Genomic DNA, 20,357 nt, shown 5'->3' with positions numbered 1-20,357 from the left:
GTGCTGCGACGACTTGCGCTGCTACGCGTCAGCCAATGCCTGTAGTAAATAGTCTGTAGTGACTACAGGGTCAATGGTCGGTGGATGCGAAGAACGGAATAAGTTGAATACGAGGCTCTTTCTTTCGAAAACGTCATGATCCCGATAGTTGCTGGCCATGTCGTGAGAGCGCATGGAAGGCGGGCTGTCTATCGGCTTGGCGCAAGGGTTTCCGTGAGGATGGCATCCCGCTGAGGAGCCTCGGGGAGGCCAGGAGCTTTGCCTTCCGGGCATCCGGGTGCGTGAAAGATTGCTGCAGGCGGGGTGCCACCCCGTGTCGCTGCGGCCACCTGCCCCGGCTCAGCGGTGGGGGTGCCGGGGCCGATCGGCGCCGTATAGCTTGCCACCAGATACACCGGCCGCCGCTTGACTTCATTGAACAGACGCCCAACATATTCCCCGAGCACGCCTAGGAAAACCAGTTGCAGGCCGCCCAGCAGAAGCAGGGCGGTCATCATGGATGGGTAGCCGTGTACGGGGTCGCCGTAGAGCAGCGTCTTGCCAACGATGAAGGCGGCCATGCCAAAGGCGGGAACGGCAACAAGCAGGCCGATCGAGGTTGCAAACTTGAGCGGCACGGTGGAAAAGGCAGTGATGCCATCCACGGCAAAACGCAACAGCTTGCGGTAGTTGAACTTGGTCGTCCCGGATGCCCGCGCGTCACGCCGATACAAGACGGCCGTCTGCCGGAATCCTATCCAGGCATACAGCCCCTTCATGAAGCGGTGCTGCTCCCGGAGTTGTCCGAGTGCGGCAACGGCACGACGGCTCATGACGCGGAAGTCGCCGGTGTCGGCCGGAATCTCCGTATCGCTGAGCTTGCCCATCAGGCGGTAAAACCAGTGCGCGGTGAACTTCTTGAGGAACGATTCGCCATCCCGGGAAGTGCGCGTGGCGTACACCACGTCGAACCCCTCGCGCCATTTCTCGATCAACGACGGAATCAGTTCGGGCGGATCCTGCAGATCGGCGTCGATGATCACAACGGCGTCGCCGCTTGCCACGTCGAGGCCCGCCGTTAGCGCGGCTTCCTTGCCGAAGTTGCGACTCAGCTCGACAATGCCGACGCGCGCTTCGGCCGCCTTGAGATTGTGTGCAACCGCCAGTGATCGATCGCGGCTGCCATCGTCCACGTAGATAATCTCGTAGTCCGATGCCAATCCATCCATCACGCGGAGAAGCCGAAAGTGAAACTGTGGCAGGACAGCTTCTTCATTGAAGAGCGGTACGACGACCGAGATCTTCTCTGGCAGCAGGCTGGCGGCATTCATCGCATCGCTCCATTCATGAACGTCCAATTTGCATGGAGTACGTAGTTGACCAACATGACGAAAATTGTCGAGAGGATTTGAGCAACCAGGTAGTGAAGCCCCAATGCTAGTCCAGCCCACATCAGAAGTGAGTTAAGAAAGAACGCCAGCGCGGAAACGAGAATGAACCGTCCGAAAGTGGCGCGTTGTGGTCGGACTGGTGTGAACACCCATCGGCTGCTGATGCAGTAGTGCGTCAGAAGGCCTGCAACACTGCCGGCGGCAGACGCCGGTAGCGCTGCAACCCCGAAACCGACCAGCGTGATCAGTGTTGCGTAGTGTGTAGCGGTTGCCGTCGCCCCCGCGCCCAGAAACCGTACAAATCGTGATGGGATGTTCATGGTTTTTGCACCAGAACGTTGACGCCATGTCGTCCGATCACAGTTGTGTTGCCGCCGAGCAGCGGTCTCAGTCGATGAAACGTCTCGTGCCGCATGACCGCGAGCTTGTGACCAGGGGTCAGCCATCGCTGCGCAAAAGCTTCTTCATTAGCAATCCACTTGTCGGGCTCGACCGAGAAGCCGAGATCCAGCTCGGATCTGGCCCCGACAATGATCGGTTCTCGTTCGGCGTAAAACGCCAGACCTCGGTCAATCTGGCCCACGTTGAACAGTTGTGTGTTGTCGCGGGACGCCGCCTTGGCTTCCAAGCCAAGTGGTTTGATGGAGAGGGACCCAAACGCCCGAGACGCCATCAAGCCAGCCTGAAGGCTGGCCAGCGTCGCCAGCGAAGCGACGGCAACCGCGCAGAGCCTGTGGCCGCGCAGGGCGATCCCAAAGGCCAGGAAGCCACCGATGACCAGAATGCCCATCGTGATGGCGCCCCAGGTATGCAATGAGGCCGGATTGCTGATATTGAGCTTCAGTACCGCATTCGACATTGTCGGATGCCATAGCAGCACGGCGATGGCAACGCCGAGCACAGGCATGGCAAGAAAGCTTGCCGCCAGTGTGGGGCGGGCTGCAGTCATGGATCTGTACGCGAGCAAGACGGCCACCGGTGGTAAGGCGGGCAGGATATAGAGCGGCAGCTTCGAGCGCGAAATCGAAAAGAAGGCAATGACAACGACTACCCACAGCGACAGAAACAGTCGTGCGTCGAAGCCAGGCGTTGCCTGTGCGCTGCGAGAGCGGAGTGCGATAGCACGGGGAATCAAGCCCATGAACGGCAGGACGCCTGCCGCACCAACGGCCAGGAAGAACCAGAATGGCTTGTCCCGCTCGTGAACCGAGGACGAGAATCTCGCGAAGTGTTCGTGGATGAAGAAGTAATTCAGAAATTCGGGGTTGCGCTGGGACACCACGACAAACCAAGGCATGGTGATGGCCACCGCAAGCAGGCTCCAGCGCCAGAATCTCGCGCTAAAAAATGCGGAAAATTGTCGAGTGACCGCCCCGTATAGCAGCAGCGTGATTCCTGGCAGTACCAGGGCAATCAGGCCTTTGGCAAGAAATGCCAGACCGACCAACAACCAGATCAGGGGGTATAAGCGAGGTTCCCGATTCTGGTAGGCCACGGCGAAAACGAGAGCGGCACTGCCGAGCAGTGCGCCGACACCAATGTCTGTTGTTGTCAGATTCGAGCCGAGAATCCAGAGGGGAGCGCCGATGAGCACCAGCGCTGAGGCGAGGCCTATGCGCGTGTCATAGAGCGATCGCGCCGCCCACCATGCGGCGAGTGCGCCCAGCAGTCCCACAAGCGCACTCCAGATCCTTGCTGTCCACTCGGACGGCCCGAAGAGCGTATAGGCGCTGGCGGTCGCCCAATACTGCAGGGGCGGCTTGTCGAAGAACTTGATGCCGTTCAACCGCGGCGTGACCCAATCGCCGGAGACGAACATCTCGCGCGGAACCTCGGCGTAACGACCCTCGTCGGGTTCATAGAGGGGACGCACGGATAGCGTGGACATCCAGAGGACCACCGTGAGTGCGATGGTCAAAGCCATGAAAATCTGTCGCTTCAAGAGACTGCCCGTCCAGGTGTGCGGTGGCCACTGCTACCGCGCTTGGTCAAATGCTCTCAGGGCGCAACGACATAGATGCCGGATGTGGTTCGTCGCCGTCGTGATGTTGGATCATGGAGCAGTTCACGCGGCGCCGCTTGACGCCCCACGAGCCGAGGATGCGATTCACGCGGGAGTCCGAAGGATGGCGACTTGGCCAGCAGAGAGCGAACAGCGGGATTCTAGGGCGCTCACCTGTCGGGGGGGTTACGAGATGATGACGGCGCAGTCCGCCGTCGAGTGCTTTGCGGCAGAAGAAGTTGCCTGACGAAGCGTCAGCGTTAGCTCATGGTAACCCAAGTGCTTCGGAGAACGGGCGTCGGGTTCGATGCGTTGGTGCGTAACCATTCGGCAATGTCGCCGCAATGTTCTGCATAGTAAACTTGACGCCCCGCAGTTGTCAGCGGGCCTCATCACCCTTAGTGCTCAAGCCTAGGAAGTCGCTTTCCATCAGATGTTCTTAGGCGCAGCCTCTTTCGAAGGTGCTTGTCTTTCGCGCTGCGCTTAGATCCGGGGTGTTCGTTGTCAACCCCAAAAAGTCGCAAGGACTTCGCTGCTATGCGGTCGAGACTGACGGCACTTCTGATGGCAATCTCGACCTATCAGGCGTGGGATTTCTACCACCTTGCAACGCGAACACCGGACGCTCATGTCGTCGCCGACGCAGTCGCGTAGGTAGTGGGCGGCCTCGCGATCCTTTGGTTCGTGATTCGAAAACGGTGTCGTCGTGTCAGCCCAAACCGACCTGTTTCTGAGGCGCTACCTGGCGCAGCCAAGGTACGAGGGCAGGTGATGGCGGAACGAAACGAGGTGGCAATTCAGGCGACGCGGCAGTTGTTGCAGTCGATGCTGCTGCAGTTCGAGCGCTGGAAATATACGCCATCGGAAACGGAAGTGGCGATGCTTCTCATAAAAGGGTTGACCCTTGAAGAGTGCGCTCACTCGCTAGCGTGGCATGATGTGACGGTGCGGACAATTGCCGCGGGCGTATTCGCCAAGGCGAACCTCAGCAATCGCCATCAATTTGCCGCCTACTTTTTCGGTGATCTGTTGGTTGAGCCGATCGAGCCTGCACCTCGATCAAAAACCGGTGAGTGTAGGCACGACGCCGGCATGTAAGTTGTCGCGCTTGACCTTCAAGCAAAGACCGGAACGGTAAAAATCCGATTATTGGTATCTGTGCCACAGTACGGTGCTGTGGCTGTATCTCTATTTCGATGAACAAACTTCTTCAAGCTATACACGAAAGCTTGCCGCAGTGGCTGGCAGATTGGTTCGACATTCTTGTTCCCGCTATCGAGGTCGTGCTGATTGCGGCTGGCGCATGGTTAGCAGTGCGCATCGCGCGGCGGTTGCTTAGAAAGCTGACCAATACATATTCTCTGCCAGGAAAAGTTGCGGCGCTGTCTTTGCGTGTGGTCGCGACCATCGTGTACGTAGCTGCCACGCTCTGGGCTCTGGAGCGAATGGGCGTGTCTGGAACCGTCCTGTGGACCGCATTCACGGGATTTGCCACTGTCGGGGCGGTCGCGTTTTTCGCCGCGTGGAGTGTACTCTCGAACCTGTTCTGCGCGCTCCTGATATACGTCACCGGTGCGTTCCGCATTGGGGATGTTGTGGAGCTTCTTGAGAACGGGGAAAAGCCGGGAATTAAGGGCCGTGTGCTCGACGTAAATCTCGTCTATACCACCTTACTGGAAACAACAGTCGAAGGACAAGAGGTGGTGCTGCAGCTGCCGAACAGTCTGGTGTTTCAACGTGTGCTACGAAGGTGGAAGTAACCGCAAGGGTGGCGCGGTCAGGCAAGGACGGAGACCGGCGCAAGAAGGGAAGCCCCGCTTCGCTTTTTTGAGGCCGAGCAAACTACTCAAGACCTTAAGCCGCTGGCGTCCGCGATGTCGGCGGACGCCGCAATACTGCTTGACTTCAGTGGCAGTGACGAATGCCGGTCTTGTGGTCCATATGGCAGCCTTGGCTGTCAGTCCCACCACTATGCGCCCACACGCCGCCCGACGCACAGGCCAGAACGGCCGTGAGAATGATGGTGATCCGTTTCAAGAAAGGTCTCCCTGGAGTGTTGGTTAGCGGTCTCAGTCTGCCGCAAGTTCCACACTATCATCACTGCGATTGCCAGCCCTCCCCGCCGCGGTAGGGCTGTTGCGGCTGTGTCACAACTGTCTGCGCTCGCTACGGCCAACGCACCTCAGCAACTTAACGAAAATGCTGACGGCCGCTGGCGCCCAAGTTTGTAGGTGAATCGACGCATAGCGTCCCCGCAATCCCGATGGCCTCGCCGATGGCCAGGCCATCAGGGTTCTGCGTGCTCTGCCTGCGCCGCAGCCACAGGTCACCGACGACATTGAACTGTGGCTGGCACCGCGGGCCGTGCGCGCATTGCGAGCCCACGGCATTTCCACACTGGCGGACCTGACCGTGCGCGTGCCGCGCCGGCGCCGCTGGTGGGGCGCGATCCCGGGGCTGGGGCAAGCGAGCGCGCGGCACATCGAGGCCTTCTTCCACGCCCATCCGCGGTTGACGGAGCGTGCGCGTGCCCTGATCGTCGGCGCGCCGCCAGGCGAGGTGGTCCCGTGGGAGCGGCTGAAACTGCCCGACGAGGTGGACGGCTCGCGAGGCAGCTTCCGGGCACCGCGACAGGCCTGCACGCTCGACGCATCGAACGACTACGAAGCCGTGCAGGCCTGGCTCGCCCTGCACGAAACCCAGACCACGCAGCGCGCCTATCGCAAGGAGGCGGAACGCCTGATCCTGTGGGCGATTATCGAGCGCGGTCGGGCGCTGTCGTCGCTTACGACCGAGGACGCCATCGCCTACCGCGGGTTCCTGCGGCGACCAACTCCGCGTGAGCGCTGGATCGGGCCACCGCGGGCACGCAGCGCGCCCGACTGGCGCCCCTTCGCACGGGGGCTATCGGCACGTTCGACGGCCTACGCCCTCACGGTGCTGGGCGCCATGTTCCGATGGCTGATCGAGCAGCGCTATGTATTGGCCAACCCGTTTGCCGGCATCAAAGTCCGCGGCCGCACGCGGGTCGCGCCACTCGATACCACACGTGGCTTTACTGAGGGCGAATGGCTGCTGGTGCGCACCATTGCCGATGGCCTGGAATGGTCGTACGGGTGGGACGTGCCCGCAGCGCAGCGCTTGCGCTTCATTCTCGATTTTGCCTACGCGACCGGCCTGCGGGCCAGCGAACTGGTTGGCGCGACGCTGGGCGATATCCGCACTGACGAGCGCAACGACCGCTGGCTGCACCTGGTCGGCAAAGGTGGGCGCCCGGGAAAGGTGGCGCTACCGCCACTTGCGCGAACCGCACTCGATCAGCATCTTGTACAGCGCGGACTGCCGGTGACACCAGCCCGTTGGGACCCCAGGACACCCTTGATCGCCAGCCTGGAGCAGGACAGCGTCACTAACATCACCGGCACCCGGCTGTGGATGGTAATGCGGCGCTTCTTTGGCCAGGCCGCGGACATCATCGCCGGCGACCACCCGACACTCGCCGAAAAGCTGCGCCGAGCCAGTCCCCACTGGACGCGGCATACCCACGCTACACACGCCCTCGCTCGCGGCGCGGAACTGACCACCGTGCGCGATAACCTACGCCACGCGTCGGTGGCCACCACCTCGATTTACTTGCAAAGCGACGAAGTCAAGCGGGCACACCAAATAGGTCAGGCCTTTGCCGCTCGGTAGCCGACGTCCGTGCCGACTGGCTTAGCGTGCAATATTTTCCGTTTTCTGAAGCGACCCCAGGTACAGCGAACTCCAACGGCTCTGCGCGCCGATGATCTGATCAGTAATGATGTGGGCCGCGACTGTGCCGTACACCAGCCCGTCGGTGGAGAAACCAGTGGCGATGAAAGCCCCTGACTCGTCCCGGCCGATGTAGGGAAGGCCGTCCGGAGAATGAAAGTGTTGTGCCGACCAGCGCTGAACGGGTGAACCGACAGCCAGGTATTCCTGCGCGGCCCGTTCAAGTTGAGCGAGTGCCGCGGCTGCATCATGCCTTCCCGTTTCGTGGTGTTCACCGATGCAAAGCAAGTAATGCTTGCCGTTTGCCTCCAATCCGCGGACCGATAGCCTGGGATGGGCCTGCGCCCAGAAGATGCCAGCCGGAACGGCTTGTTCGTGGAAGGCCAAACCATATTCGCGGCGCACAGCCATGCCGGCTTGCACCAAGTGAAAACCCAGCGGGGAATGGGTGGCCAGCACAATATGGTGGCCGAAGGCGGTACCGGTCCGTGTGCGAACGACGCCGACTTCCAGGTCCAGCTCGAGGGCAGGGGAGTTTTCGAAGAGGCGGGCGCCGGCGTGTTCGGCTTGCAGGGCCAAGGCGTGCAGATAGCCGATCGGATGGAACTGCGCTTGTGCCGAAAGCAGAAGCACCGCGCCCTTTGCGGCGGGCAAGCCGGGGGGCATCTCAGAGGCCAACTGCGCGTCCAGACCTGCTGCGCGCAATGCCTTCAGCTCCCCCAGTATGGTCGGCTCGGCATCCGGGCTTAGCGGATACTGGTACATCGGGCAGCGGCGGAAGCCGCTGCTCGGCCCCATCGCCTGCGCTTGCTGCTCGATCCAGGCGATCGCTTCCCCGCGAGACGCTACGACGGCGCGGGCGGTGTCCGCTTCGCACTTAGCCGCCAGCGTTTCGAGGCCACCGGTGACGGTCTGATACAGGTTACCGGTGGAGCCGCCGCTATCACCCGCGCCTACGGCACGGGCTTCGATCGCCGCCACCGACCGGGCGGTCTTTGCGAGCAGCAGGGCGGCGGTCAGGCCCGTGATGCCGGCACCGACGATCACCACGTCGACGCGCAGGTCGCCCTCAAGGGCCGGTCGAGGCCGACGCGGGCGCGTGGCCGCCCAGATGGAGATCGAGCCCATCATGCCTCCTTGTACCGAGTTTCATGGCGGCACAGGTTATCGGCGCAGGCGTCCAGGACTTCCCGACATCGCGGGTCAACGCCATGGTGCTTGCGTGCGCCGGGCGCCGTCCCTTGGTGGCGCGGCGGCACTGGCAGCCCAACAGATAGCAAAGCAGATAGCAAAGCGCGTGCCGTGATTGGATAGCCCGCGCGTGAATGCTGGTCTCAAATTGAGCGCCGGGCATCGCGCGGGAGAACGCTCGTCGGCGAAGGCAACGCGAGAAGAGGCGCGTGTGCGGGACGAACTGGTCAGCCCGAGCAATGTTGGCATCGCCCCTCCCAAGGAAGCGAATCAAACGGAGTCATCCGCGCATGACCAGCGAAATACTAAGTCGCCATAAACTCGAAGTGCCGGCAGGCCACGACATTACCGGGCTGTAATCAACGCGCAAGCTTATTCCTGAAAGATATTCCTCGCCTTGTAATTTGGCCTCAATCTTTAAGCGGAAATGAGCGCGGTCATAGCACCGTCGCGAGCAAAGGGAGGGCAAAACGTGCGAGCGCTGCGGCCTCGCGGTGCGGCCGGTCCAAATATTGCTGTGACGATAGCGGCGCCGACGTGGCGTCATCACTTCAAGGAGCCGACCATGCCGCATCAGAATTTTCAACACTGTATCGACGAGTGCAATGCTTGCGCAGTGGCATGCGAGCACTGCGCCGCCTCGTGTCTAAGTGAGCCGAACGTACACGAGATGGCCGAGTGCATTCGCCTGGATCTCGATTGCGCCGCAATGTGCCGGATGGCCAGCGCCTATATGGCGCGGGGAAGTCGCTTCGCCAAGGATCTGTGCAACCTTTGCGCGACCGCTTGCGAAGCATGCGGTGCCGAGTGCGAGCGACATGCGGCTCAGCATTGCCAGGAATGCGCTCAAGCGTGCCGGCGTTGTGCGCAGGCATGCCGCGCCATGGCGTAGCACGATCGGCTGCCAACGGCAGAACGGCCATGACGCTAACTTTTTGGCTCTCTACGGTCACGCGAAAGCCCGCGCGGACTACAGGACTGCAACGTCGCTGTCATTAAACGCGTCGGTTCTTCCGGCCGCCACCAGCGGCGACGGGATGCCGTCTCAGCGTCCGGTCGAGCATGGCGAAGACATCCCTAGCGTCGATTCGTTGCGCCGTCACCGTTGACGAAGTCGCTCATTCGTGCCGGCGGCTGCGGCGTGCCACCCATCGCGGGTCCATCGGAAGAGCCGCCTCCGTGCGAGTTGTGTGCACAATCATCTGCGTGATTGCCATCCTGGCTGTGGTAGGCATGCTGTTGATGCATAAGCGCATGATGGGCGGGCTAAGTTGTTGCTGGACCGGCGGCCGCGTAGTGCGCCGGATAAGGGCGGTGGCCGCCTAGTTGATGCCCGCCCGGAGATCGCTCCGGCGACCGCGCGCACGCAGCGCACCGGAGAGCGGCTGGGTTACTTGGTCTGATCCATCATTTCGCGACACTTTTGCATCATGGCGTCATGGTGGCGCAACATCGCCTTGGAGTCGTCCGGCTTCTGTGGCTTGTGTTGCTGCGCTTCAGCCCGTTTGGCGGTACGAGCGCGGCTTGTCTGATGCTTGGGCCCACGCGATGCCCCCAAGACCGGACAATCCTGCCATCACACCCCCCGCAGCCAGACCCTGCACGAAGCGGCGGCGCGGTAGGTTGGCCAGCACAATGCCAGACTGTCGATCACGTCCCATGAAATAGTCCTTTTTGCTTGAATGGCCGCATCGGACAGCGGCAAAGAGAGAGTAACGAGGACGAGGCTACCGACAACTTACCTGAACATTACATTCCGGTAATGTCCGGGCCACTCGGAGCAGGGCTGCGTAGACTCGCCATGGGCTGACCCAAGCGCAGCCATACAATCGGAAAAAGGAAGCTCGAACATGAAACTGCTCGTCGTAGAGGACGAATCCAAGACAGGCCAGTACCTGCGCCAGGGATTGACCGAGGCCGGATTCGTTGTCGACCTGGTTGGCAACGGGCTTGATGGACAACACCTGGCGCTCAACGAGTCTTACGATCTGATTATTCTCGACGTCATGCTGCCGGACCTCGATGGCTGGAGAATTCTGCTGAGCCTGCGCGCGGCCGAGAGCGCGGTTCCGGTCTTGTTCCTTACTGCCCGCGACAGCGTCGCTGATCGGGTCAAGGGACTGGAGCTCGGCGCGGACGATTACCTGGTAAAGCCATTTGCATTCTCCGAACTGTTGGCTCGCGTCCGGACGCTGCTGCGCCGCGGCACTGTGCAGATGGGGCTGGACCGCATTCAGGTGGGCGACCTGGTGCTTGATCTTAGTCGACGTCGCGCTTCGCGCGGAGGTCGCCGGATAGCGCTGACCAGCAAGGAGTTTGCGCTGCTCGAACTGCTCGCCCGCAGGCGGGGAGAAGTTCTGCCCCGCTCGTTGATTGCGTCCCAGGTGTGGGATATGAACTTCGACAGCGACAGCAATGTGATCGACGTTGCGATTCGCCGCTTGCGAGCCAAGATCGACGACGACTTCGACGCCAAGCTGATTCAGACGGTGCGAGGCATGGGGTACGTGCTGGAAGCGCCCGAGGGGCAAGAATGAAGCGCCGTATGTCGCTGACCATGCGGCTGACGTTGTTGTTTTCTCTGACGTCGGCATTGGTGCTACTTGGCCTCGGAATACTGATCTGGCTTTCCATGGACCGGCATTTTGCCGACGAAGATTATGTGGTGCTTGGGGACAACGTTCGTCTGATTCAAAAGATCGCTCAGGAGCAATCCAGCACGCACCTGCCGAGCCGTCTTGCGGAAATGGTGGAACATCACCCCGGTTTTGTCGCCCATGTGAGCACCGCGAAAGGTGACGTCATTTACCGCACCAATGGGTTCGATTTTGGCGCCATGCTCAACGTTATTGGCCGGCTTGGACCGGATGAGACGACCTTGAGCTGGCAGCAGGGAGACAAGGAATACCGAGGTATGCGCGCGCACGCGACAGTGCCCGGCGAGTCGGTGCCCTTGGCGGTGATGGTCGGCATGGACACCGAAATCCATGCCCACTTTATGCACGCGTTTCGTCGCTCGCTGGCCTTCTATACCACGTTGGCGGTGCTCGCCAGCGGCTTGTTCGGCTGGTGGGCAGCCAGGCGCGGTCTGGCGCCGTTGCGAACGATGGCCTCTCGCGCCAAGGGTGTCACGTCGAATCACCTTGACGCCCGCATGCCCGTGGAGACCGTGCCGGTGGAGATGGCCGATCTGGCGGCGACGCTGAATGCCATGCTCGAGCGCTTGCAGGACGATTTCCGGCGATTGTCCGAATTCTCGTCCGACCTGGCTCACGAATTGCGCACGCCGATCACCAACCTGATGACCCAGACCCATGTCGTGTTGTCGCAGCCGCGCGAGGCCGCCAAGTACCGCGACGTGTTGGCCTCCAACGCCGAGGAGCTGCTGCGCCTTGGCCGCATGGTGTCCGATATGCTTTACTTGGCCAAGATGGAGCACGGCATCACGCTGCCCAACGAGGAGTCGATCCATGTCGGCGACGAGGCCCGCGCGCTGTTTGATTTCTACGACGCCTTGGCCGAGGACAAGGGTGTGCAGCTGCGCCTGCAGGGCGACGCCAGCATCGTGGGCGATCGCCTGATGTTGCGCCGCGCACTGAGCAATCTGCTGTCGAACGCACTGCGGTATACGCCCAGCGGCAAAGCGATTGTGATCAAGGCATGCGAGCAAGACGGCGGCGCCACCATCGTGGTCGAGAACCAGGGCGAGGGGATCGATCCCGAGCTGTTGCCGTCGTTGTTCGACCGGTTCTTTCGGGCCGACAAGTCCAGGGCGCGCGCTGATTCGGACAGCGTGGGGCTTGGCTTGTCGATCACGCAAGCCATCATGGTGGCGCACCGCGGTGGAATCTCGGCTGAGTCGTCAGGCGGTCTCACCCGCTTTATTCTGACCTTCCCGCGGCGCCAGCCACGAGCTTAGGGAGGCCGGTCCCCCATGGCGAGCTGCGAGGCACGTGCTGATGCCAGCAAGATCGGCATACTGTTAGGCCATGTGCCGGATCCCGCTGCCAATAGCGACGCTATTGAGATAAGTATCCTTATCGTAATAGCCAGTTCGCTGCGCTAAACTGGCCCCCATGAAATCACGCCTGACCCTACCTAACTCCACATCATCCGCCAGCACGGGTATGGATACGGCCCCGACCGATGCCTCCACGGCACTCCCCGATGCCGCGTCCCTGGCCGCGCTGCGTGCCTGGCATGCCGGCCTGAGCTCCCGGCAAGCCGTGGCGCAATACCTGGGGGAGGAGAGGGCGCGCGGCCAATCCTCGCGCGCCGTGCTGGGCCGCATTCGCCGCCGGCTTGCCTTGCTGGCACGCGAGCGCGGCCGCGACGATCTGGCCGCGTTGTTCGAGATGCCGGCGTCGGCGCGGGTGGCGCAGGGCAGGGTGGCCGACCGTGCTATCGAGGTCCTGCGCACGCTGCCGACGCCACAGCCAGCGATCACCGACGACATCGGCCGCTGGCTACCGGCCCGCGCCGTCGCCGCCCTGCGCGCCCACGGCATCGAGACGCTGGCGGCGCTGACGGTGCGCGTGCCCAGGCGCCGACGCTGGTGGGCAGCCATCCCGAGGCTGGGCGCGACCGGTGCCAGACAGATCGAGGCGTTCTTCGCCGCGCATCCCGAGCTGACCGAGCGGGCCCGCGCGCTGATCGTGCAGGAGCGGCGCAGCAGCGTCGTGCCGTGGGAGCAGCTACGCTTGCCCCATCAGGTCGACGGCTCCGAAGGGCGCTTTCGCGCCCCGCGCGCGACGTGCACCTTGACCGCGGACAACGACTACGAGGCGGTGCAGGCCTGGCTGGCGCTGCACGAGTCACCGGCTACTCACCGCACCTACCGCAAGGAAGCGGAACGGCTGATCCTGTGGGCCATCGTCGAGCGTCAGCGGCCGCTGTCGTCGTTGACCACCGAAGACGCCGTGGCCTACCGCGCCTTCCTGCGGCGTCCCATGCCACGAGAGCGGTGGGTCGGGCCGCCACGCCCGCGCTCGTCGCCGGACTGGCGGCCGTTCACCGGTGCGCTGGCCGCACGCTCGGTCGCCCATGCGCTGTCCATCCTTGGGGCGATGTTCCGGTGGCTGGTCGAGCAACGCTACGTGCTGGCCAATCCCTTCGCCGGCATCAAGGTGCGCGGCGGCGGCCGCACCGCGGCGCTGGACAATTCGCGCGCCTTTACCGACGGTGAATGGAAGTTGGTGCGGACCATTGCCGACGGGCTCGAGTGGTCCTACGGTTGGGAGGCCGCCGCGGCGCAGCGCCTGCGCTTCGTGCTGGATTTTGCCTATGCAACGGGGCTACGTCCCAGCGAGCTGGTAGGAGCCACGCTCGGGGATATCTGGACCGACGCGCAAGGCGACGAATGGCTCGAGCTGACCGGCAAGGGCGGCCGCAGCGGCAACGTGGCAATGGCCCCGTTGGCGCGGCGGGCGGTGGAGCGCTACCTGACGGAACGCGGACTGCCCATCAGTCGGCGTTTGTGGCGTCCCGAGGTCCGCCTGGTCGGTGATCTGGGCAGCGAGCCCGAGATCGGCATCTCCAGCACGCGGCTATGGCATGTGGTGAAGCGGTTCTTCAAGCTGGCTGCGGATGTCATTGGTGCAGACCATCCCGCGGCGGCGGACAAGCTGCGCCGCGCCAGTCCCCACTGGATGCGCCATACGCACGCCACACACGCGCTAGGAAGCGGCGCGGAACTGACCATCGTTCGAGACAACCTGCGGCATGCGTCCGTGTCGACGACGTCGATCTACCTGCACAGCGACGAGGTAAAAAGGGCAAGGCAGATCGGAGAGGCATTTGGGGCGTAAATGACACCCGCAAGGGCGCCAATAGCGGGCTGTACGGACGAATAAGGGACTACAATCTTGCCCCTTCGTTGCCGAGCGGTTCGGGCTCAAAACACGGAATCCTTCAAGCCGAATCCCCTTGTTGGCATCACGGCGACCGTCATGCTGTCGGCGTGTGGCCCCGCCGCGCACAGGGCGATCGCGCGCCGTGCATGGTGACGGCTGCGCAAATCGACGAACTCGAGCATCAGAAAGGCCAAGCAGATGGCCGCCAGCACCAAACCGCCCACGCCGCCGGAAGTCTTGCCATAGGTGAATGCCGCGACGGCCAGGCCGAACATGGTCACGGTGCCGAAGCAAAATGCCCAGAAGCTGGGCGTCACCTGACCTGGTCGGAGCGCGACGTAGGTGGGGCCGGCGGTAAAGCCATGGTCCTCATTGAACCGCAGATAAGGCCAACCGGAGGCCGCCCAGCGCGCGAGCGACAGCGCTGCCGAATGCTGCGCGATGTAGCGCAGTTGGGCGACTGAAAAGCTCCGGCCATAGGCTGCATACATCCGTCCGCAATCGGCCAGCGTCGGTGCGGCAGGGGCCATCACCTCCCACGCTCGCGCTACAGCATCCGGATTTCGCACACATGGCTCGCGCGCCAGCCAAGACAGTACTTGCACGCCCTGTGACCAAGGCACCGCCGAAGATTCCATGTCCGCCCCCCGAATTGTCTGCCACGCCACGGCAGTGTCCTAAAGTAACTTTGCGTCACTTTACACGGCTAGCAAAGAGGCCGACAACTCGGACAGGGGTATCTCGCAGGCGGGGGCGCGAGCACGTGCAAACGGTAGAGAGAGCACACGGCGCTCCCGGCATAGTCGCCGGCTGTGCCGTCATCGAAACTGCCAGCCTCCGAAAGGTAAGCGCCTAGGGGCGGGTAACAAATTTATGCAAAAACGGGTAACAAATTTATGCAAATTAACGTCCGCGCCATGCTCCGCGCGGTCTCAGGTCTGTCATTTGTCATAATAACTATTTTCGGCGAATATAGCGTTACGGCTACTTGCTAATGTCGGACTAAGACTAGACAGAGCGCGAGGTCTCCACGTGCACGCAGATCAGCCGCTGCCGGCGACATCCATATTACCGCGAAGGTGCGGCCAGCGGTGGCGGTGCAATAATAGGCGATGCGACGCCTATGCGGATCCCAGTGCGCCATTATCAGCCGCTCCCGACGCTGCCGAGCACCATCAGTGCCTATTGAACGGAGGAGATGTGATTCGAGGATACACGGAAGACGAGTTCGGAACGAAGCTCGGTACCATCCTGTCTGCTTCGCGACCAATTCATAGTATCGAGTTTCTGAAGGGCCGCGATAAGGAGTTAGAAACTATCAAGCAAAGCCTTTACGCGCCAGGGCGGCATGTGTTCATTCATGGTGATCGTGGTGTCGGCAAGAGTTCGCTGGGGCAGACCGCTGCCGTCCAGTATCAAAGCGCGCAGGCAGCCCCTGTCTTTGTTTCCGGCTCGCCAGATGACACGTTTTGCACAGTAATTGCGAATATCGTTATGCAGGCTCTCCGTCAACCACGGACCGAGAACATCAAGACGACCCGCTCTGCCACCCTTGACCTGGCCAAGATCAAGATGGCGGCGGGTACAGAGATCAGCGCAGCCGACATTGCCGCCCGGATCCGGTCCATCGGGGACGCCGTCGCGCTTCTAGAGGAGGTTGCCGAGAAGCGCCCCGGCAATACAGCGGTGGTAATTGATGAGTTCGATGCGATTTCCGACAGCGCGGAGCGCAACAAGTTTGCTGCCCTTCTCAAACAAATGGGCGATCGGTCAATCGACATAAAGTTCATCTTCACGGGCATAGGCCACTCACTTGACGAACTCTTGGGGGCCCACCAGTCGTCGTATCGGCAACTCGAGCAAGTGAACCTACTCCGCTTAGGCTGGAACGCTCGCAGGGAGATCGTTCAGGCAGCAGCCGATGCGTTCGATCTCCAACTCGACAACGATGTCAACTGGCGCATCGCCATGGTCAGCGATGGATTTCCCTACTACGTTCACCTGATAACGGAAAAGATCCTATGGGCCGCATTCACTTCTGATTCCGAAGTGACTGAAATCGACGCGGATCTGTTCCTTCACGGGTTGGGCGAGGCCATTCTTTCTACCATTGGGGAGCTAAAGCGCCCCTACGAGAAGGCCGTCGTTCACCATCCTGAAATGGAGGATCTTGTTTGGGCAACGGCGGATCACGAGGATCTGACACGAACCGTGGATGGCATCTTTCAGTCATACCAAATGGTTCTTTCGAAGCGAGCTGACGGGCGACAACCGTTGGAACGAGCGCGATTTGCGGCACAGCTCCGGAAGCTCCGTGGGGCAGCCTATGGCTCTTTGCTGACGCAGCCTCAAGGCGGGCGACAGGGACTCTATACCTACACGGAGAAGATGCTGCGCGGATACGTCCGCATGCAGGCTGAAGCAAACGGCATAGCGCTAACCGGCGAGCAGCCAGCACGAAAGCAAGCGATGCATATCGGCAACGCACGCAGCGGCTATCGTGGACCGAGCATTCCCCGCGGCGTCCGCACCGAGACGTCGGTGTCCGAGTGGGAAGACTCCGCTTCGTAGACATGCCAGAACTGCGGCGCTACTCCTATCCGGGAGCTTTGCGACATGTGACCGTAGGATATATTTGCGCGACCGCAGACAGCTCCGATCTTCGACGAATGAATGCCAATCCAATAACAGGCCCGGTACGTCGGGCATATCTTTTTCAGTTTCGGCTGCGATCCAATCTGCATTGGCTTCTCGGCGTGGCTTTGTGCTTCCTGCCGACGGTCTCGATCCTTGGCATTATGTACTTCAGCGATCTTCGCCTGGAGTCGTACTACTATGGGTCGCTTGCTGCCGGGGCCCTCGTTTGCCGTGGCCTCTCTTCACGAATGCACGGATTGGAGATCGCACTCGGACGGCGCAAAGAGCTTAGGATTCACCTGCCAAAGTCGTTCGTCGCGTCGGCCCTAGAGAAGCGTTCCACCCTGACGCACTTCGTCGCTGAGGCCGTGCGAGTTATCAATTGGGCCCAGCGAAGCGGCTTTAGGACCGTCAGCATGGATTCGCCGCTTCTTCACAAGGCCCGGCGACGGGAGCAAATAGCGTCGGCTTTACAACAGGCCCTAGGCCATACCGTCAATGTTTCTGCCATGGCAGATCTGCGACGGATGACGTTCCTGGAACATTGGGCCTTCCTGCTGTCCCGAGGTATGTTGGCTGCTGCTGTCGTACGCCTGTGGAAGTCAGTCGCTTGCGAGCCCCGTGCTCCCGATCCTGGAGCGGACGGCTTGAGTCGCCAGAATGGTCGTCTGATGAGCGGACGGATTACCATTTCGCTTCAGCCGAACTGCGGTCGGTAGTCTAGGGGGCCTCCCAGTAGCGGCCCCCGGGGAATGCCTACATGCGCATCCGGGTTGATCTTGGCAGTGCCTCAAAAGTGCTCTTGTCCTCCGAAGAAGCCACCATGCCTTCTGTGCGAAACCTCTGCTTTGCGCTTCTTACTGCAGGAGTGTCCGTCGATAGCGGCGCGGGAAGCGCGTCGACCGGCGACAATGCGCTCACGACGGCATGGCCGTCGCGATAACGGATTTCCACTGCCTGGCCAAGCTTCGGAATCTCACGCAGCGACACCGCCTCATGGAGGATTCCGGTGAGATCGCCTACCTGCTGCACAACCACATCTTTGCGCACGGCGACGATCCGCCCGACATAGCGGCTTTCCTCCCGCTCAGGCCGTTGCAAGTCTTCCACAACGCTTGATGCCAGATGAGCAATCTCCCTGTCCAAGCCGAGCTGCTCTTGGAAGCGAGCAGCAACGCGGTTTTCCATCTCCACTTCTGGACGCCCGGCAAATCGGTTCACCGAATTCCCAATGTGATGTCCGACATCGGCAAACTTTTCATAGACGACTGACTGCCCAAGCATCTCATGCTTCATTGTCTCAGAGGCGTCGCCTAGTAGATGAGGGGGAATCTGCTTGAAGCGCGCGTGTTCGGCAGGCGTGAATTGCCGCATCAGCGATGGGATGCTCGGATGCCTTAGCTTCGGATCGGTCGACCTGATTTTCGCGTAGCCTTTGGTCAGCGTGGCCACACTGTCATCCCCTTCCTCAAAGACCTGCATCTTGAAGTTCTTGCCTGCTGCGCGGTCTCTGGCTTCCTTCTCAACTAGGCCCTTCATCGTTCCCCAGCGTGCGTCATCCGCTGGAATGTCATCCAATAGGTCACCGATCACCCTCCGCATTGCCTTCGGCGGCATCAGCTGGTCAAAGTCGAAATCGATTCCCTGGGTTACAGCCACCATGCACCAGCGGTCCCGATTCTCCATAGCGCCCCACTCCTTGCCATTGAGAATGCGCTCATGTGTGGTGTAGCCAAGGTCGCGAAGCTGGGACCGGAGGATACTGGCGGATGCTGTATTCGCGTAGGTCGGCACGTTCTCGATAGTGACGATTGCCGGCGCCGCCTTGTTGAGGATGATCAGCGCCGACACAACCAGGTGGCCGACTTCGGGGTGGGCTTCTGGGTGCTTAAGGCCTCGCTTGGCTGTGCCTGCGCGACTCGCTCCCGAGCACGGAATGCCTGCTTCAAGAACCTCGACCTTCGGTATGTGTGCCAGCCCACGATCATCGAAGGCCAGCTCTTGCATCGGAGCGGCCAACGGCACCGTGTCAGACTCCCATGCGTCATTGAAGGTGGACGCGTGCTCAAGAAGCTCCGGCCGGATCTCGTTGGCAAATTGCAACTTTGCCTTCAGCCCGGCGCGCTCGAGGCCGGCGTGAATTGCATGTGACATGATGCCGCCACCGTGCGAGAGACTACCTAGTGCGATGTCGCCCGTCGATAAGGGAGACGATAGGTACAGATCGCTTCGGCCGAAGCGCCCACCAAGGGCGGGGAAATTCCCGGACGTGGGCTGAGGCACGCGGAACATTAGTCGCGCCGCCCTTCTCATCGAAATACCTCTCGATCTCAACCCGTTTGGAGCGAGGCCAAAGTCCGACCGGACCAACAATGTAGCGATCGCGTTCCCAACAGCAAAGTAGCTTCTCCGACTTCACAAGGATTACCGGCCACTCGACGATGTCTTCGATGTCCGGCTTGAAGACAACCGCTTTGATGGGAACTCGGGCCGCATGCAGCGTCACGCGCCAGCGTACCTGCGAATTTGGCTGGAGCATGATGATCAGGAGTTCAGCGTGTAATTCGACGTGACGAAGCGCGGAATCACTGTGAGCCCGCCCATCTCGTAGCGTTCGAAGACGGCACCCCGTAGACGGGAAGCCCGCTCCAGCTCCAAGAATCCCGCCATCAGTTGCGCATCTGCCTGGCTGTCCGCGCTTTCGGTCGTGATGATTGCCGTCACGTTGCCATGACAGTCATAGCTGATGACCTTGACGCATCCGCCTAGCATCTCTGCCTCGGCTGAACGGGTTGCGACACCATGCTTCAAGTCGACATCGAGCATTCGCTTTCCGATGCACGACAGGCACCTGCCTTGCGAGACTTGGCCCTCGCCATAGTTAAGGCCGAGGTTGACACGGAGGACGACGTGTTCAGAGATGACAAGAGCGTTCCGGACGCCGTGTTCAGCCGCCGACTCTCGCGTATTCGAGCGTTTCTTGCTCCTTGATTCGGGGATCTCCATGCGTGCATTGCAACGGTTACAGCAGAGGATCCTCACGGAGGATCACCACCTTGTTCGCAGCTACGACCTGACACCCCGGGCACTGCGGCTTCACGCAAAGCTGAAGCAGAGAGCGTATGTCAGCGCCACCGTTGTCGCGTTTGGCGGCGCGATCGCCTTCGGGGTTGGTAGCGACGACTATGATCCAACCAAGTTGTATGTTGGCAATGTTTCAGAGAGTTGGAAGGCGCAACGAAGTCTCTACGACACACACCTGCGGCTGCTGGCCGCTGAAGAGCGGGCACGGGACATCAAAATGGAAATGCTCAATGCATCGTCCGTGAGCGAGATGGATGCGCTCCGAAAAGCGTACCAACTGGAGCACACCAAAATCGAAGCATTGAAACTCGACCATCAGGTGCTGACGAGCGGCCAGGACCCTGCGCAGGTCGACCAGATTACACGCGAGGCCGACGCGGACTTCGGCCCGCGCCCATCGCGTCCTCGCACCTAATGGTCAGATACCGTATGCTCCATCCGCGCGCTGTCCACGTCTACACGTCGCCA

At 61.2% G+C, this 20,357-nt stretch carries 17 protein-coding genes and 2 pseudogenes; 10 read left to right on the top strand and 9 right to left on the bottom strand.

Annotated elements, in window-relative coordinates; all coding sequences use genetic code 11:
• Nucleotides 1-188: 188 nt before the first annotated feature.
• The 3 genes from FOB47_RS23715 to FOB47_RS23705 are packed head-to-tail and all read right to left on the bottom strand — an operon-like array spanning nucleotide 189 to nucleotide 3,294.
• Nucleotides 189-1,310, bottom strand: coding sequence for a glycosyltransferase family 2 protein (locus tag FOB47_RS23715; RefSeq protein WP_008650723.1), 1,122 nt, complete (start codon nucleotides 1,308-1,310; stop codon nucleotides 189-191).
• Entirely contained in the window at nucleotides 1,307-1,690 is a 384-nt protein-coding gene (locus tag FOB47_RS23710) for a GtrA family protein (RefSeq protein WP_008650722.1), read from the bottom strand. Before FOB47_RS23710 ends, FOB47_RS23715 begins: the two co-directional genes overlap by 4 nt.
• A complete protein-coding gene (locus FOB47_RS23705; protein ID WP_008650720.1) occupies nucleotides 1,687-3,294 on the bottom strand; it encodes a glycosyltransferase family 39 protein in 1,608 nt (535 codons plus the stop codon). Before FOB47_RS23705 ends, FOB47_RS23710 begins: the two co-directional genes overlap by 4 nt.
• 849 nt (nucleotides 3,295-4,143) lie before the next feature.
• Between FOB47_RS23705 and FOB47_RS23700 the strand changes: the two genes are divergently transcribed.
• Nucleotides 4,144-4,470 carry a helix-turn-helix transcriptional regulator gene (locus FOB47_RS23700; RefSeq protein ID WP_049768032.1) on the top strand — a complete coding sequence of 109 codons (327 nt, stop codon included), beginning with the start codon at nucleotides 4,144-4,146 and terminating at the stop codon, nucleotides 4,468-4,470.
• Nucleotides 4,471-4,568: 98 nt separating this feature from the next.
• Complete coding sequence (locus tag FOB47_RS23695; RefSeq protein WP_012435773.1) at nucleotides 4,569-5,132, top strand: mechanosensitive ion channel family protein; 564 nt, start codon at nucleotides 4,569-4,571, stop codon at nucleotides 5,130-5,132.
• 145 nt (nucleotides 5,133-5,277) lie between these two features.
• Here FOB47_RS23695 and FOB47_RS26230 read toward each other — a convergent pair whose 3' ends face one another.
• Nucleotides 5,278-5,355: a YHYH domain-containing protein gene (locus tag FOB47_RS26230; protein ID WP_223819874.1), complete on the bottom strand. Its 78-nt coding sequence runs from the start codon at nucleotides 5,353-5,355 to the stop codon at nucleotides 5,278-5,280.
• A gap of 297 nt (nucleotides 5,356-5,652) precedes the next feature.
• On the opposite strand from FOB47_RS26230, the pseudogene FOB47_RS23685 reads away from it, so the two are divergent.
• Nucleotides 5,653-7,065, top strand: a pseudogene (locus tag FOB47_RS23685) (phage integrase family protein); the annotation flags it as partial.
• A gap of 21 nt (nucleotides 7,066-7,086) precedes the next feature.
• On the opposite strand, the gene FOB47_RS23680 reads toward FOB47_RS23685, so the two are convergent.
• Nucleotides 7,087-8,256, bottom strand: coding sequence for an NAD(P)/FAD-dependent oxidoreductase (locus FOB47_RS23680; protein ID WP_103519529.1), 1,170 nt, complete (start codon nucleotides 8,254-8,256; stop codon nucleotides 7,087-7,089).
• A gap of 625 nt (nucleotides 8,257-8,881) precedes the next feature.
• On the opposite strand from FOB47_RS23680, the gene FOB47_RS23675 reads away from it, so the two are divergent.
• The gene (locus FOB47_RS23675; protein WP_012435770.1) at nucleotides 8,882-9,208 is read left to right on the top strand and encodes a four-helix bundle copper-binding protein; all 327 of its coding nucleotides are present in this window, start codon (nucleotides 8,882-8,884) and stop codon (nucleotides 9,206-9,208) included.
• A complete protein-coding gene (locus tag FOB47_RS23670) occupies nucleotides 9,135-9,425 on the top strand; it encodes a hypothetical protein (protein WP_162491053.1) in 291 nt (96 codons plus the stop codon). Before FOB47_RS23675 ends, FOB47_RS23670 begins: the two co-directional genes overlap by 74 nt.
• A gap of 426 nt (nucleotides 9,426-9,851) precedes the next feature.
• Here the strand turns inward: FOB47_RS23670 and FOB47_RS23665 are convergent.
• A pseudogene (locus tag FOB47_RS23665) lies at nucleotides 9,852-9,977 on the bottom strand (twin-arginine translocation signal domain-containing protein); the annotation flags it as partial.
• Between the two features lie 189 nt (nucleotides 9,978-10,166).
• On the opposite strand from FOB47_RS23665, the gene FOB47_RS23660 reads away from it, so the two are divergent.
• The 3 genes from FOB47_RS23660 (at nucleotide 10,167) to FOB47_RS23650 (ending at nucleotide 14,123) form a co-directional block, all read left to right on the top strand.
• Nucleotides 10,167-10,853, top strand: coding sequence for a heavy metal response regulator transcription factor (locus tag FOB47_RS23660; protein WP_012435768.1), 687 nt, complete (start codon nucleotides 10,167-10,169; stop codon nucleotides 10,851-10,853).
• Nucleotides 10,850-12,235 carry a heavy metal sensor histidine kinase gene (locus FOB47_RS23655; protein WP_012435767.1) on the top strand — a complete coding sequence of 462 codons (1,386 nt, stop codon included), beginning with the start codon at nucleotides 10,850-10,852 and terminating at the stop codon, nucleotides 12,233-12,235. The genes FOB47_RS23660 and FOB47_RS23655 overlap by 4 nt, the downstream gene beginning before the upstream one ends.
• Before the next feature lie 157 nt (nucleotides 12,236-12,392).
• The gene (locus tag FOB47_RS23650) at nucleotides 12,393-14,123 is read left to right on the top strand and encodes a phage integrase family protein (protein WP_174782239.1); all 1,731 of its coding nucleotides are present in this window, start codon (nucleotides 12,393-12,395) and stop codon (nucleotides 14,121-14,123) included.
• Between the two features lie 86 nt (nucleotides 14,124-14,209).
• On the opposite strand, the gene FOB47_RS23645 is transcribed toward FOB47_RS23650, so the two are convergent.
• A complete protein-coding gene (locus tag FOB47_RS23645; RefSeq protein WP_012435765.1) occupies nucleotides 14,210-14,698 on the bottom strand; it encodes a hypothetical protein in 489 nt (162 codons plus the stop codon).
• A 670-nt stretch (nucleotides 14,699-15,368) separates the two neighbouring features.
• Here FOB47_RS23645 and FOB47_RS23640 point away from each other — a divergent pair.
• Complete coding sequence (locus FOB47_RS23640; protein WP_174782238.1) at nucleotides 15,369-16,739, top strand: AAA family ATPase; 1,371 nt, start codon at nucleotides 15,369-15,371, stop codon at nucleotides 16,737-16,739.
• 822 nt (nucleotides 16,740-17,561) lie between these two features.
• On the opposite strand, the gene FOB47_RS23635 is transcribed toward FOB47_RS23640, so the two are convergent.
• Complete coding sequence (locus tag FOB47_RS23635; RefSeq protein WP_174782237.1) at nucleotides 17,562-18,959, bottom strand: DNA cytosine methyltransferase; 1,398 nt, start codon at nucleotides 18,957-18,959, stop codon at nucleotides 17,562-17,564.
• Nucleotides 18,960-19,349: 390 nt separating this feature from the next.
• On the bottom strand, nucleotides 19,350-19,631 hold the full coding sequence (locus FOB47_RS23630) for a hypothetical protein (RefSeq protein ID WP_174782236.1): 282 nt from the start codon (nucleotides 19,629-19,631) through the stop codon (nucleotides 19,350-19,352).
• Between the two features lie 178 nt (nucleotides 19,632-19,809).
• Here FOB47_RS23630 and FOB47_RS23625 point away from each other — a divergent pair, with 178 nt between their 5' ends.
• Complete coding sequence (locus tag FOB47_RS23625; RefSeq protein WP_174782235.1) at nucleotides 19,810-20,304, top strand: hypothetical protein; 495 nt, start codon at nucleotides 19,810-19,812, stop codon at nucleotides 20,302-20,304.
• Nucleotides 20,305-20,357 lie beyond the last annotated feature (53 nt).

The sequence above is a fragment of the Cupriavidus gilardii genome (assembly GCF_013347325.1).
Classification (GTDB): Bacteria; Pseudomonadota; Gammaproteobacteria; order Burkholderiales; family Burkholderiaceae; genus Cupriavidus; species Cupriavidus gilardii.
This window is presented reverse-complemented; position numbering and strand designations above follow the sequence as displayed.

What these genes read in the sequence shown, in the direction of transcription:
- FOB47_RS23660 (WP_012435768.1), top strand. Translation starts at nt 10,167, where the DNA reads ATGAAACTGCTCGTCGTAGAGGACGAATCCAAGACAGGCCAGTACCTG.
- FOB47_RS23655 (WP_012435767.1), top strand. Translation starts at nt 10,850, where the DNA reads ATGAAGCGCCGTATGTCGCTGACCATGCGGCTGACGTTGTTGTTTTCT.
- FOB47_RS23675 (WP_012435770.1), top strand. Translation starts at nt 8,882, where the DNA reads ATGCCGCATCAGAATTTTCAACACTGTATCGACGAGTGCAATGCTTGC.
- FOB47_RS23680 (WP_103519529.1), bottom strand. Translation starts at nt 8,256, where the DNA reads ATGATGGGCTCGATCTCCATCTGGGCGGCCACGCGCCCGCGTCGGCCT.
- FOB47_RS23695 (WP_012435773.1), top strand. Translation starts at nt 4,569, where the DNA reads ATGAACAAACTTCTTCAAGCTATACACGAAAGCTTGCCGCAGTGGCTG.
- FOB47_RS23635 (WP_174782237.1), bottom strand. Translation starts at nt 18,959, where the DNA reads ATGTCACATGCAATTCACGCCGGCCTCGAGCGCGCCGGGCTGAAGGCA.
- FOB47_RS23625 (WP_174782235.1), top strand. Translation starts at nt 19,810, where the DNA reads ATGCGTGCATTGCAACGGTTACAGCAGAGGATCCTCACGGAGGATCAC.
- FOB47_RS23670 (WP_162491053.1), top strand. Translation starts at nt 9,135, where the DNA reads ATGCGGCTCAGCATTGCCAGGAATGCGCTCAAGCGTGCCGGCGTTGTG.
- FOB47_RS23700 (WP_049768032.1), top strand. Translation starts at nt 4,144, where the DNA reads ATGGCGGAACGAAACGAGGTGGCAATTCAGGCGACGCGGCAGTTGTTG.
- FOB47_RS23645 (WP_012435765.1), bottom strand. Translation starts at nt 14,698, where the DNA reads ATGGCCCCTGCCGCACCGACGCTGGCCGATTGCGGACGGATGTATGCA.
- FOB47_RS23715 (WP_008650723.1), bottom strand. Translation starts at nt 1,310, where the DNA reads ATGAATGCCGCCAGCCTGCTGCCAGAGAAGATCTCGGTCGTCGTACCG.
- FOB47_RS23650 (WP_174782239.1), top strand. Translation starts at nt 12,393, where the DNA reads ATGAAATCACGCCTGACCCTACCTAACTCCACATCATCCGCCAGCACG.
- FOB47_RS23630 (WP_174782236.1), bottom strand. Translation starts at nt 19,631, where the DNA reads ATGCTCGATGTCGACTTGAAGCATGGTGTCGCAACCCGTTCAGCCGAG.
- FOB47_RS23705 (WP_008650720.1), bottom strand. Translation starts at nt 3,294, where the DNA reads ATGGCTTTGACCATCGCACTCACGGTGGTCCTCTGGATGTCCACGCTA.
- FOB47_RS23710 (WP_008650722.1), bottom strand. Translation starts at nt 1,690, where the DNA reads ATGAACATCCCATCACGATTTGTACGGTTTCTGGGCGCGGGGGCGACG.